Source organism: Polynucleobacter sp. MWH-Loch1C5 (assembly GCF_018881775.1).
In the GTDB taxonomy this organism is placed as follows: Bacteria; Pseudomonadota; Gammaproteobacteria; order Burkholderiales; family Burkholderiaceae; genus Polynucleobacter.
The window spans coordinates 906,997-918,643 of the sequence record NZ_JACVPR010000001.1; the positions used below are offsets into that span (position 1 = coordinate 906,997).

An 11,647-nucleotide genomic window follows, 5' to 3' on the forward strand; every position below is an offset into this window, starting at 1 on the left:
AAATATAGGTTTAATCGATTTGCCGCAAGTTAGGCAAACACTAAGACTTATGCTTTATACCCGCGCTAAGAATATTCCTGAATTACTAAAGCAACGCATCCTTATTTTGGATGGGGCGATGGGTACTATGATTCAACAGAGAAAACTTTCTGAAGAGCAGTATCGTGGCCTACCTGCCATCACCCGTTTCAAAGATCATCCGATTGATCTTAAAGGGAATAATGAGTTACTAAGCATCACCCAGGCAGAAGTGATCTTAGATATTCATCGTCAATATTTAGATGCGGGTGCCGATATTATTGAAACCAATACTTTTGGTGCGACCCGAATTGCTCAAGATGATTACAAAATGCCTGAGTTAGCCAAAGAAATGAATTTGGCTTCCGCGCGTTTAGCAAAACAAGCTTGTGAAGAATTTTCCACACCGGGTAAGCCCCGTTTTGTAGCTGGAGCTATAGGCCCTACTCCAAAAACTGCCAGTATTTCACCGGACGTGAATGATCCTGGTGCGCGTAATGTGACCTTCGAAGAGTTGAGAGCTGCTTACTATGAACAAGCGGAAGCCTTATTTGAGGGTGGCGCAGATTTATTTTTAGTTGAAACTATCTTTGATACCTTGAATGCCAAAGCGGCATTGTTTGCGATCGATGAGTTTTTTGAAAATACGGGCGAATGTTTGCCAGTGATGATTTCAGGAACAGTCACTGATGCATCAGGACGTATTTTGTCCGGCCAAACGGTTGAAGCTTTTTGGAATAGCTTAAGACATGCCAAGCCAATTACCTTTGGTTTGAATTGTGCTTTAGGGGCAACACTCATGCGCCCATATATTGCAGAGTTGGCTAAAGTTTGCGATACCGCCATCTCTTGCTATCCCAATGCAGGTTTACCAAATCCCATGAGTGACACCGGTTTTGATGAGACCCCCGAGGTCACCTCACGACTCTTAGATGAGTTTTCTAAAGACGGTCTAGTCAATTTGGTGGGCGGATGTTGCGGTACTACTCCAGACCATATACGGGCGATAGCGCAAGCGGTAAGTCAACGTCAGCCTCGTTCATGGGCAGCCTATAAGGAGGCTGTGTAATGAGTGAGGCAAGAATGGCAGCCATGCGTTTATCTGGTTTAGAGCCTTGTAACATTACGCCCGTAGTCGGTTTTGTGAATGTCGGTGAGCGAACCAACGTGACGGGTTCTAAGGCATTTGCTCGCATGATTTTGAATGGCCAGTATGACGAGGCGCTCACCGTTGCTCGTCAACAGGTGGAAAACGGTGCGCAGATTATCGATATCAATATGGATGAAGCCATGTTGGATTCGAAGGCGGCAATGGTCCGTTTTTTAAACTTGATTGCTTCAGAGCCAGATATCTCTCGTGTGCCGGTCATGATCGACTCTTCTAAATGGAGCGTTATTGAGGCTGGTCTGCAGTGTGTGCAAGGTAAAGCGATTGTTAACTCTATTTCCTTAAAAGAAGGGGAAGCCGAGTTCATTCGTCAGGCCAAGCTCATCAGACGTTATGGGGCTGCCACTGTAGTGATGGCTTTTGATGAGAAAGGCCAGGCAGATACTTATCAGAGAAAAATTGAGATTTGTGAGCGTAGTTACAAAATCTTAGTCAAGCAAATTGGTTTTGACCCACAAGATATTATCTTTGATCCTAATATTTTTGCCATAGCCACGGGTATCGAAGAGCACGATAACTATGCCAATGACTTTATTTCGGCAACGGCATGGATTAAAAAGAATTTACCGGGTGCCAAAGTCAGTGGTGGTGTATCTAATGTGAGCTTCTCGTTCCGTGGTAACGATGTGGTGCGCGAAGCAATCCATACGGTTTTTTTATACCATGCGATTAAAGCAGGCATGGATATGGGCATTGTGAATGCCGGGCAGTTGGGTGTCTACGAAGATCTGGATTCAGTACTGCGTGAGCGTGTCGAAGATGTGGTGCTCAATCGTTTTAAAGAAAAAGAGGGTCAAACACCTACGGAGCGTCTGTTAGCGATAGCTGATCAGTTCAAGGGTGGTGGCGCTAAAGTTCAAGAAAATTTAGCTTGGCGTGAGGCCTCAGTCAGAGAGCGCTTAACGCATGCTTTAGTTCACGGTATTACTTCACATATTGTTGAAGACACGGAAGAGATGCGCCAAGAAATTGCCGCCGCGGGTGGGCGACCCATTGAGGTTATTGAGGGCCCCCTCATGGATGGCATGAATGTGGTTGGAGATCTCTTTGGCGCGGGGAAGATGTTTTTGCCTCAAGTGGTGAAAAGTGCGCGCGTCATGAAACAGGCGGTAGCGCATTTGGTGCCCTTTATTGAAGAAGAGAAAAAAGCTATTGCTGCAAGTGGTGGTGACGTTAAATCACGAGGCAAGATTGTGATTGCTACCGTTAAGGGTGATGTGCACGATATTGGTAAAAACATTGTGACTGTTGTCTTGCAATGTAATAACTTTGATGTCGTCAATATGGGTGTGATGGTCCCCTGTGCTGAAATTCTGAAGGTGGCAAAAGAAGAAAATGCAGACATGATTGGTTTATCGGGTCTGATTACACCGTCTCTTGAAGAGATGGCCTATGTTGCTCAAGAAATGCAGCGTGATGAATACTTCAGAAGTAGAAAAATGCCTTTAATGATTGGTGGAGCAACGACCTCTCGAGTGCATACTGCTGTAAAAATTGCCCCATTTTATGAAGGCCCTGTTGTGTATGTGCCAGATGCCTCGCGCGCTGTTTCGGTCGCATCTAGTTTACTCTCGGATGAAGGTGCTAGAAAATTCATTGAGGATCTAAAGGCGGAGTACGAGCGTGTGCGTGAGCAGCATGCTAATAAAAAGCAGATGCCTTTAATTAGTCTTGAAGAGGCTCGCGCGAATAAAGAAAAAATTGAGTGGGCTAAAGAAACCATTGCGAAGCCCAAGTTTATTGGGCGCCGTGTTTTTAAGAACTACGACTTGGCAACTATTGCGCAATATATTGACTGGACACCGTTCTTCCAAACTTGGGATTTAGCCGGCAAGTTCCCGGCGATCTTAGAAGATGAGATTGTGGGAGATTCTGCGAAGAAGGTCTATCAAGATGCGCAGGCTATGTTGCAGAAACTCATTCAGGGGCGTTGGTTGCAAGCGAACGCCATTATCGGTATCTATCCGGCCCATGGTGTTGGTGATGATATACATCTGTATGAGACTGAAGAGCGTCAACAGGCCTTACTTGTGTGGAAGAACTATCGTCAACAAAGCGACCGACCCGTCGTTGATGGTGTTAAAAAGCCCAATCGCTGCTTAGCAGATTATGTGGCCAGCAAAGAGAGTGGCGTTGCAGATTATGTTGGCATGTTTGCTGTCACCGCGGGTTTAGGTATCGAGAAAAAATTAGCTGAGTTTGAAGCTAAACACGATGATTACAGTTCTATTATGTTAAAGGCCTTAGCAGATCGTTTGGCCGAAGCGTTTGCTGAGTGCATGCATCAACGTGTGAGAACGGAGCTCTGGGGCTATGCGGCCCAAGAAAATTTAAGTAACGAAGATCTGATTGGTGAAAAATATCAAGGTATTCGCCCGGCGCCCGGTTATCCAGCGTGTCCTGATCATACAGTCAAGGAAAACATGTTCAAGGTTTTACAGGCTGATGAAATTGGGATGAGTTTGACTGAAAGTATGGCGATGGTTCCAGCGTCTAGTGTGAGCGGCTTTTACATTGCCTCGCCTCATGCGCAATATTTTGATGTGGGTCGCTTAGGAGACGATCAGGTTAGTGATTTTGCTAAACGCCCCAAATAACTATTTTTTGAGTCGCTAAAGCTTTTTTGAGAAGTTCTAAAAATGGGTGAGCGCGTTGGCCTAAGCGATCATTTTTTTTGAGGGCTGCTTGTTCGTCTTCAGATAAGGATTCGACAGACTTCTGGCGTAGTTGTGCATCTATCTCGATAGCAGCTTCTAACTTTGAAATTGCATCGGGTAATTGCTCAAGAAGAAAGACCCCCTGTTTTTCTAGCGGTTTTTCAATGATGTTGAAAAGCCGCTCGGTTAAATCAGAGAGCATCAATACGTCGGGTGCTTCTTTAGATTGAAAGCGATACAACATAGTTATGTAAATGAATAGATTAAGCAAACTGATAAACTTGATGCCTGTATGCTACCAGTAATTAAAAATCAAATAGCAAAGCTTTTTCATAAAGCCTTAGAACAAATAGCCAGTCAACAACAGATTGACGGTGAAATACCTGCCATACAGCTTGAGCGCCCTAAGGTTGCTGAGCATGGTGATTTAGCCTGTAATGTGGCCATGCAATTGGCGCGTTCATGGAAAATGAATCCCCGTGACTTAGCCACACAGCTCATTGCCAATATTTCTAGTGACCCGAGTTTCTCGGAATTTCTGTCTGATATACAAATTGCAGGCCCTGGATTTATTAATCTCAGAGTAGCTGCGCGCGCTAAGCAAGCAGTGATTACCCAAGTATTGAGTGAGGGGCCGTGTTATGGTTTTCAGGCGGCTAATTATCAAAAAGTCTTGCTTGAGTTTGTGTCTGCCAACCCTACTGGTCCGCTGCATGTGGGCCACGGTAGACAAGCAGCGCTTGGCGATGCTTTATCTAATTTAATGATGACTCAAGGTTGGCAAGTTCACCGTGAGTTTTATTACAACGATGCAGGGGTTCAGATACAAAACTTAGCTATTTCTGTTCAGGCTCGTGCTAAAGGTCATCAACCGGGTGATGCTGCTTGGCCTACTGATGCTTATAACGGTGAGTATATTGCTGATATTGCACAAGATTTTCTAGCCAAGAAGAGTGTTAAAGCAGCCGATGGTGAGGCAGTGACAGCCTCAGGCAATGCTGACGACTTGGAGTCAATCCGTCGTTTTGCTGTTGCTTATTTACGCCACGAACAAGATATTGATTTACAAGCGTTTGGGGTGAAGTTTGATTGTTACTATTTAGAGTCTTCTTTGTATGCTGATGGTAGTGTCGAGCAAGCGGTAGAAGACCTACAGGCGGCAGGCCGTTGCTATGAGTCTGAGGGTGCCTTATGGTTAAGAACCACAGACGATGGTGATGACAAAGATCGTGTGATGCGTAAGTCTGACGGTAGCTATACCTACTTTGTACCTGATGTGGCATACCATGGACGTAAATGGTCTCGTGGCTTTACGCATGTGATTAATATTCAAGGTAGCGATCACCACGGCACCATTGCTCGAGTACGCTCTGGCATACAAGGTTTAGCTTTAAAGAGATCTTGGGATATACCTAAAGACTATCCTAATTACGTATTACACAAGATGGTGACTGTGATGCGTAACGGTGAAGAGGTCAAGATTTCTAAGCGCGCTGGATCTTATGTCACGGTGCGTGACTTGATCGAATGGTCAGGCGGTTATCAGGACTCTATGACTGAGAGTGAAAAACAAGATGCGATTCGTCGGGGTAGAGATGCCGTACGTTTTTTCTTGATTTCACGTAAAGCAGATACTGAATTTGTGTTTGATGTTGATTTGGCTCTTAAGCAAAACGACGAAAATCCTGTTTTCTATGTGCAGTATGCGCATGCCCGAATCTGCTCTATTTTGCGCCAGTGGGGCGGTGATGAAAAATCTCTAAATAAGGCTGATTTATCTTTGTTAACAGGCACTGCTAGTGATCAACTCTTGCAGCGTTTAGCAGAATATCCAGATATGTTGGCTAATGCCGCTAAAGATCTGGCACCCCATGCGGTCGCTTTCTATTTGAGAGATTTAGCCAGTGACTTCCATGCCTTTTACAACGCCGAGCGTGTATTGGTCGACGACGAGGCTCTGAAGCAGGCGCGCCTAGCCTTATTACTGGCTGCTCGTCAGGTCATTGCAAATGGATTAGCTGTATTAGGGGTTTTCGCACCCGAAAAGATGTAAGAGTAATATATGCCTATGAACTCACAAGCTCAATTTAGACAACACTCTCAATCTGGCGGAACTCTGATGGGTTTCGTTTTGGGATTACTCTTAGGCCTTGCGATAGCAGTAGGCGTGGCTATTACTTTGACGCGTGGTGCGCCTGAGCCTAAGCTAAATTTGCGTGCCCCTGAGCTCTCAAATAATAAAGCGCCGGTGGCACAAGCGATTGATGAAGGTGAGATTCAGGTAGAAGAGCGAGTTGATTTAAATAAACCCTTGCAAAGTAAGTCGGCGACTGCAAAAAAGAGCAAAGATCCTATTGCCGCCATTGCTGATTCGGCTCAAGGCGCAGAATACTGGTTACAAACAGGGGCATTCAGAAATCAAGATGAAGCTCAACGACAGAAGGCATCTTTAGCGATGCAAGGTCTTGAGGCAGTGATTTCAGAGCGTGAAGTGGATGGCTCTATTTTATGGCGTGTTCGTGTGGGTCCCTTTATCGGCCAAGATGAAGTGATTCAAAAAAGAGCCCAGCTGCAATCAGCCAGCATTCCCTCTACTGTTATCAGAATCAATAAAGCAAATTAATTAAGGGCATCTCTATGCGTTGGTTAAGAAGAAGTTTGCTAGCTATCTTTTGGTCTATCGGCTTACTCAGCCTCACTGCACACGCTCAAACAAGACCGATTGAAGAGGGTTTCGATTTTAGAGTTTTGCCGGTTGCTCAAACTACCGAAGCTAAAGGCAAGATTGAGGTTTTAGAATTCTTTTGGTACGGCTGCCCACACTGTCATGATTTTGAGCCTGAGTTAGCAGCATGGATCAAGCGCCAGGATAAAGATGTTGTCGTTAAAAAAGTACCCGTGGCCTTTAGAGATGATTTATTGATTCATAGTCAATTGTTTTACGCCATTGAGGCTTTAGGTCGATCTGACTTACACGCTAAAGTCATGGAAGCCATGCATGTTGCCAAGCGCCGTTTGATGACTGAGGCTGAGGTGATGGATTGGATAGCGTCTCAAGGCGTTGATCGAAATGCGTTTTCTAATGCATTTAAATCATTTTCAGTGATTTCAAAAGCCCGTGCAGCCAATCAAATTGCTCAGGCATACCGTATCGAAGGTGTACCTACTGTAGCTGTGCAGGGGAAATATATTACTTCCCCATCTATTGCTGGCGGATCAAAAGCCAGAGCGATCCAGACAATGGATCATTTAATCGCCAGAGCTAAAAAAGAGAAACGTTAATTAGTTGCGTGCTTGTTGCTTTAAAAAGCGCATGAAACTACCGATCGCGGGAAGTTTCTCGTAAAGTTCTTCGGCTGCGTCCCAGTAATCTCGATGGTTTTTGATCAAGCCCTCGCTATTGAACTCAATATAGGTGCACCCGCGAATTATCTGTTCTGCACTAGACCATCGCTTAAAGCGTAAATGAAAATTCCAGCTCAAGTAGGCGCTCTTGGCATCATGGAGATGGTGAGTCACTTTAAAGCGTGGCTCATTCACCTGAGAAAACATATGCGTAAAAATAGCTCGAATCGCTTCTTGACCTTGGACTTCATTAAAGGGGTCTTTGAATAAAGCGTCTTTGGCATAGAGCTCTATAAGATGATCTATAGTCTCTGGCCTTAGATTTTCATAAGCCTGAATGAGTCGCTCAAGCATCATCAAATCTTCACAAATTTACGTACAAGATAAAAATAAAGTGGGTAAGGCAAGATTCTCAAAAACTTTAAAAAACGTGTAAAGCCTTTCGGGAAATGAATATCGAACTCGCCTCTTTTGATGCCTTGCAAAATCTCTTGGGCAGCGTGGGCACTACTAATTAGCCCGGGCATATAAAAATCATTTTTGGCCGTCGCTGGAGTTTCTACAAACCCAGGATTGATCATGTAAACATTAATATTCTTAGGCTGTAAGTCATAGAATAAAGTCTCACAAAAATTAATCATGGCAGCTTTGCTAGGACCATAGGCTAGTGCTTTAGGTAGGCCACTATAACCTGCCACGCTGCTGACAATGCCGATACCACCGTGACCACGTTCTAGCATTTTGGGAAGCACTGTTGCGACAGTCGCCATGGGTCCCATAACGTTCACATCCATAATGGGTTTGGCTTTCACTAATGTGAATTGCTCGGCACGTAGTGGTGTATATATACCTGAGACAAATAAGACTAAATCAATTTCGCCCCAACGTTGAATGAGCGTGTCATAACATGTTTGAATAGAAGCTGGATCGCTGACATCACAAGCCTGAACTTCAATACTGCTATTGGGATATTTGCTCTTAATGTCATTCAGTAATTCAGTGCGTCGCGCACTAATTGCAATCTGAGCGCCCTCTTCGATAAAAGCTTCTGCACAAGCAGCCCCTATGCCACTAGATGCGCCAATAATCCAAACACGCTGACCTGCAAAGCTAGAAATGGGTTTATTCAGAGGCATGATCAGGCTTCATGAGAGTCAGTTGAGCCACATTAATACTGTTTTCGGCAAAGCCCGCCGCACAGTACATCAGATACATACTCCACAGGCGTATAAAAGACTCATCAAAGCCTTGGTCTTTGACCGTATCTAAATTGGCCATAAACTTCTTATGCCAAAGGCATAGAGTTTTGAAGTAGTCTTGCCCGAAGCTATAAGTGTTGGTAACCATCAGCCCTGCTTTTTGCGCAGCCATGCTAAAGGCCTGCACAGAAGGCAGCATGCCCCCTGGGAAAACATATTGTTGAATAAAGTCTGTGCCTTCACGATAGCGCTCAAATAAATGATCGGCAATCACAATGGTTTGAATGCAAGCTTTTTTGCCTGGTTTGAGGCACTGATATACGGTCTTGAAGTAAGTATCCCAGTATTGTTCACCGACAGCTTCAAACATTTCAATAGAAGCAATGCCATCATATTGATCAGTATGATCTCGGTAGTCGCGAATCAAAATTTGCGCACGCTCAGTTTGATGAATGCGTTGCGCACGTTCTTTGGCAAATTTAGCTTGTTCTTGAGAAATGGTTAAACAGTCAATGGCAATACCTTGTTGAGTGGCCACTTCCATCATGCCACCCCAGCCACAACCAATCTCTAGTAAACGATGCTCTTTAGAGATGCCCAGCTCATCGATGATGCGTTGGTATTTATTAATTTGCGCCTGAATCAGGCTTTCATCTTCTTTTTTGAACAAGGCGCTGGAGTAAGTCATAGTGGGATCAAGCCACAGGGAGTAAAAAGCATTGCCAATGTCATAGTGAGCATGGATGTTCTTTTTGCTTCCAGATTTTGAGTTGCGGTTGAGCCAGTGTTTGATTTGGTAAGTCAATCGACCCCACCAACTACCGTAGATGACGCGCTCTATCGTACGGCGATTCTGCAAGAGTAGTCTAAGTAATGCTAGAAGATCTTTGGAGTCCCATAATTGATCGATATAGGCTTCACAAAAACCAATATCACCGGACTTGAGAGCTCTTTCACAGACTGCCCAATCATGGATCTTGATATGAGCATGATGACCATCTTGTTTGCCATAAAAAAACAAGATCTCATTGCTAGGAGTTTCGATTTCTAGCTGTCCATATTCGAGTCTATTTAACAGATTCAGAACAACTTTGGCATGCCAAGGCATGCTATTTAACGATAGATTTAATTCATTAATACTGCTACTCATTCGCTAACTCGCATGGTTGGGGGATTGGGTTTGCTATAAAACTTGACGCCTTTAATCCAGAGCTTCAACGCCTGCCAATGAATACGCAGAATAACACCGATACTCATCGCTGGGTAACGTAGTGCGGACCAGAATAATTGACCTAGGGCGATACTTTTTTCTGAGCCACTGATACTAGTAATTAATAGAGGGCCGTCATGATGGTATTCAATACGTGCGATGTGTTGGCCATTGAATGAGCCAAAGCGGAATAAGTATTTGCCTGCTACATCGCAAAATGGCGATACATGAAAAATCTTCTGGGCTTGCAAGGTTTCACCCCAGGCTATGGGGGCTAAATCAGGTTTTTTTAGAAAGTAACAGTGGCGCTCGCCAAAAGTATTATTGACCTCAGCCAAGATAGCTATTGTTTGCTTGTCTTTATTGGTATAAAACCAAAAACTCACAGGATTAAATACATATCCGAGTACACGCGGAAATGTATGTAGCCAGATTTCATCTAGCTCTGCATCGATGCCAAATTCTCGTGCTAGGTCTTGCGCCCACTTCAGCGAGTTTTGATCACCATTGCCGTGGTCTTTGTCATAAAAGCTGAGCCAAGAAAATGAGTTATCGCCTAGGCCTAATTGAGCAATACCTGTTTTAGATTGAGCGCGAGCCATCATGGGGATGCGTAAATGAAAGACCCCATAGCGAAATTCATTTTGCACAGGCTTAAGCCTAGCGTGCCTGACAACACCAAAACAGATTGATGCTAGTTTCATGCAGCCTCAAATACTTCGGAGCTCGTATCAGTTTCTGTTGAATGAAGTTTTGTAAGCGCTTGTGCGACTAATTCGCCGGAGCGCAGACCGTCTTCATGAAAACCATAACCCGTCCAAGCGCCGCAGAACCAAGTATTTCTAATACCTTGGATGAGGCTTAATTGTTGCTGAGCTTCAATCGCTTTGGCATCGAATATAGGGTGCTCGTACTCAATTTCCATACGCTTTAGTCGTGCTTGTGGTTCTTTAACCGGATTTAAGCTCACCACCACGGCTTGATCTTTCCATGCCGCAGGTAGGGGTTGTAATTTGTTGATGAGGTAGTTCACGCAGACTCTGCGATCTGCCAGTGTCGCTCGATTATTGGTGGTGTAGTTCCAAGCCGACCAGCAATTTTCATTTTGCGGCAAAAGACTTCTATCTGTATGAACTACAGCGCGATTTTTTTGATAGCGAACGGCCCCTAATATTTTTGCTTCATCGGGATGAGCATCTCCTAGCATATTCAGGGTTTGGTCACTATGAGAGGCAAAGATCACATGGTCATAGTGTTTGAGTGAGTTATTCTCAGTCAATACCTCAATCGATTTGCCACGACGCACTGTCGTTACCTGATCTTTGATAATCTGAACACCTGATGCATTGAGTTTTGCCACGATACGTTTGACGTATTCTCGTGAGCCTCCGTTGACAGTCATCCATTGCGGACGGTCATTCACTTGAATCAAGCCATGGTTATGACAAAAACGAATCATGGTTGACATTGGAAATTCCAGCATTTGCTCAACTGGGCATGACCAAATGGCACCAATCATAGGCAAGAAGTACCAGTCCTTGAAGTATTGGCTGTAACGATTTTTGCTTAAAAAGTCAGCAACTGAATCATTCAGTTGATTCAGGGCGCCACTTTCTGCCAATTGCGTACATTGCTTATTAAAGCGCAGTATGTCAAAGACCATTTTGAGAAACTTTGGGTTATACAAGTTCTCTCTTTGGGCAAAGAGTGTGTTGAGATTAGTACCCGACCATTCCAATGGAGCTTCATTCTTTCTCGGAATCGATACTGAGAAAGTCATCTCGGAATTAGAGACAGGGACTTCGAGCTCATTAAAGAGTTTGACGAGACGGGGATAGGTCCGATGGTTGAATACTAAAAACCCCGTATCAATGCCATGTGTGACATCTTCTAGAGTTAAGTCAATGGTGTAGCTATGTCCGCCAATATGACGCTGACCTTCATAAAGATCAATCTCAAAATTCGATTCTTTACTGAGCGCATAGGCACATCCTAGGCCAGAGATACCTGCTCCAATGATGGCTATTTTCATATTGACTTTCGTTTAAAT

The 11,647-nt window shown here is 44.3% G+C and carries 11 protein-coding genes; 5 read left to right on the forward strand and 6 right to left on the reverse strand.

The window, feature by feature from the left end:
* Positions 1-49: 49 nt before the first annotated feature.
* Both ICE94_RS04610 and metH read left to right on the forward strand, forming a co-directional pair.
* Positions 50-1,087: a homocysteine S-methyltransferase family protein gene (locus ICE94_RS04610; RefSeq protein ID WP_216149327.1), complete on the forward strand. Its 1,038-nt coding sequence runs from the start codon at positions 50-52 to the stop codon at positions 1,085-1,087.
* A complete protein-coding gene (gene metH / locus ICE94_RS04615; protein WP_216149329.1) occupies positions 1,087-3,783 on the forward strand; it encodes a methionine synthase in 2,697 nt (898 codons plus the stop codon). Before ICE94_RS04610 ends, metH begins: the two co-directional genes overlap by 1 nt.
* Here the strand turns inward: metH and ICE94_RS04620 are convergent.
* Positions 3,767-4,087, reverse strand: a complete 321-nt coding sequence (locus ICE94_RS04620; RefSeq protein WP_216149331.1) for a DUF1840 domain-containing protein — start codon at positions 4,085-4,087, stop codon at positions 3,767-3,769. The two genes, metH and ICE94_RS04620, sit on opposite strands and share 17 nt — an antisense overlap.
* A 48-nt stretch (positions 4,088-4,135) precedes the next feature.
* Here ICE94_RS04620 and argS point away from each other — a divergent pair, with 48 nt between their 5' ends.
* From argS to ICE94_RS04635, 3 genes are read left to right on the forward strand one after another with little or no spacing between them, the layout of a single operon-like run.
* The gene (gene argS / locus ICE94_RS04625) at positions 4,136-5,896 is read left to right on the forward strand and encodes an arginine--tRNA ligase (RefSeq protein WP_216149333.1); all 1,761 of its coding nucleotides are present in this window, start codon (positions 4,136-4,138) and stop codon (positions 5,894-5,896) included.
* A 9-nt stretch (positions 5,897-5,905) separates the two neighbouring features.
* Entirely contained in the window at positions 5,906-6,466 is a 561-nt protein-coding gene (locus tag ICE94_RS04630) for an SPOR domain-containing protein (protein ID WP_216149335.1), read from the forward strand.
* Between the two features lie 14 nt (positions 6,467-6,480).
* A complete protein-coding gene (locus ICE94_RS04635; RefSeq protein ID WP_216149337.1) occupies positions 6,481-7,125 on the forward strand; it encodes a thiol:disulfide interchange protein DsbA/DsbL in 645 nt (214 codons plus the stop codon).
* On the opposite strand, the gene ICE94_RS04640 is transcribed toward ICE94_RS04635, so the two are convergent.
* From ICE94_RS04640 to ICE94_RS04660, 5 genes are read right to left on the reverse strand one after another with little or no spacing between them, the layout of a single operon-like run.
* A complete protein-coding gene (locus ICE94_RS04640) occupies positions 7,126-7,545 on the reverse strand; it encodes a nuclear transport factor 2 family protein (protein ID WP_216149339.1) in 420 nt (139 codons plus the stop codon).
* A complete protein-coding gene (locus ICE94_RS04645) occupies positions 7,545-8,324 on the reverse strand; it encodes an SDR family oxidoreductase (RefSeq protein ID WP_255539083.1) in 780 nt (259 codons plus the stop codon). Before ICE94_RS04645 ends, ICE94_RS04640 begins: the two co-directional genes overlap by 1 nt.
* Entirely contained in the window at positions 8,311-9,537 is a 1,227-nt protein-coding gene (locus tag ICE94_RS04650; protein ID WP_216149341.1) for a cyclopropane-fatty-acyl-phospholipid synthase family protein, read from the reverse strand. Before ICE94_RS04650 ends, ICE94_RS04645 begins: the two co-directional genes overlap by 14 nt.
* The gene (locus tag ICE94_RS04655; RefSeq protein WP_216149343.1) at positions 9,534-10,301 is read right to left on the reverse strand and encodes a DUF1365 domain-containing protein; all 768 of its coding nucleotides are present in this window, start codon (positions 10,299-10,301) and stop codon (positions 9,534-9,536) included. The genes ICE94_RS04650 and ICE94_RS04655 overlap by 4 nt, the downstream gene beginning before the upstream one ends.
* On the reverse strand, positions 10,298-11,629 hold the full coding sequence (locus ICE94_RS04660; RefSeq protein WP_216149345.1) for an NAD(P)/FAD-dependent oxidoreductase: 1,332 nt from the start codon (positions 11,627-11,629) through the stop codon (positions 10,298-10,300). The genes ICE94_RS04655 and ICE94_RS04660 overlap by 4 nt, the downstream gene beginning before the upstream one ends.
* Positions 11,630-11,647 lie beyond the last annotated feature (18 nt).

What these genes read in the sequence shown, in the direction of transcription:
- ICE94_RS04640 (WP_216149339.1), bottom strand. Translation starts at nt 7,545, where the DNA reads ATGATGCTTGAGCGACTCATTCAGGCTTATGAAAATCTAAGGCCAGAG.
- ICE94_RS04630 (WP_216149335.1), top strand. Translation starts at nt 5,906, where the DNA reads ATGCCTATGAACTCACAAGCTCAATTTAGACAACACTCTCAATCTGGC.
- metH (WP_216149329.1), top strand. Translation starts at nt 1,087, where the DNA reads ATGAGTGAGGCAAGAATGGCAGCCATGCGTTTATCTGGTTTAGAGCCT.
- ICE94_RS04635 (WP_216149337.1), top strand. Translation starts at nt 6,481, where the DNA reads ATGCGTTGGTTAAGAAGAAGTTTGCTAGCTATCTTTTGGTCTATCGGC.
- ICE94_RS04610 (WP_216149327.1), top strand. Translation starts at nt 50, where the DNA reads ATGCTTTATACCCGCGCTAAGAATATTCCTGAATTACTAAAGCAACGC.
- ICE94_RS04650 (WP_216149341.1), bottom strand. Translation starts at nt 9,537, where the DNA reads ATGAGTAGCAGTATTAATGAATTAAATCTATCGTTAAATAGCATGCCT.
- ICE94_RS04645 (WP_255539083.1), bottom strand. Translation starts at nt 8,324, where the DNA reads ATGCCTCTGAATAAACCCATTTCTAGCTTTGCAGGTCAGCGTGTTTGG.
- argS (WP_216149333.1), top strand. Translation starts at nt 4,136, where the DNA reads ATGCTACCAGTAATTAAAAATCAAATAGCAAAGCTTTTTCATAAAGCC.
- ICE94_RS04655 (WP_216149343.1), bottom strand. Translation starts at nt 10,301, where the DNA reads ATGAAACTAGCATCAATCTGTTTTGGTGTTGTCAGGCACGCTAGGCTT.
- ICE94_RS04660 (WP_216149345.1), bottom strand. Translation starts at nt 11,629, where the DNA reads ATGAAAATAGCCATCATTGGAGCAGGTATCTCTGGCCTAGGATGTGCC.
- ICE94_RS04620 (WP_216149331.1), bottom strand. Translation starts at nt 4,087, where the DNA reads ATGTTGTATCGCTTTCAATCTAAAGAAGCACCCGACGTATTGATGCTC.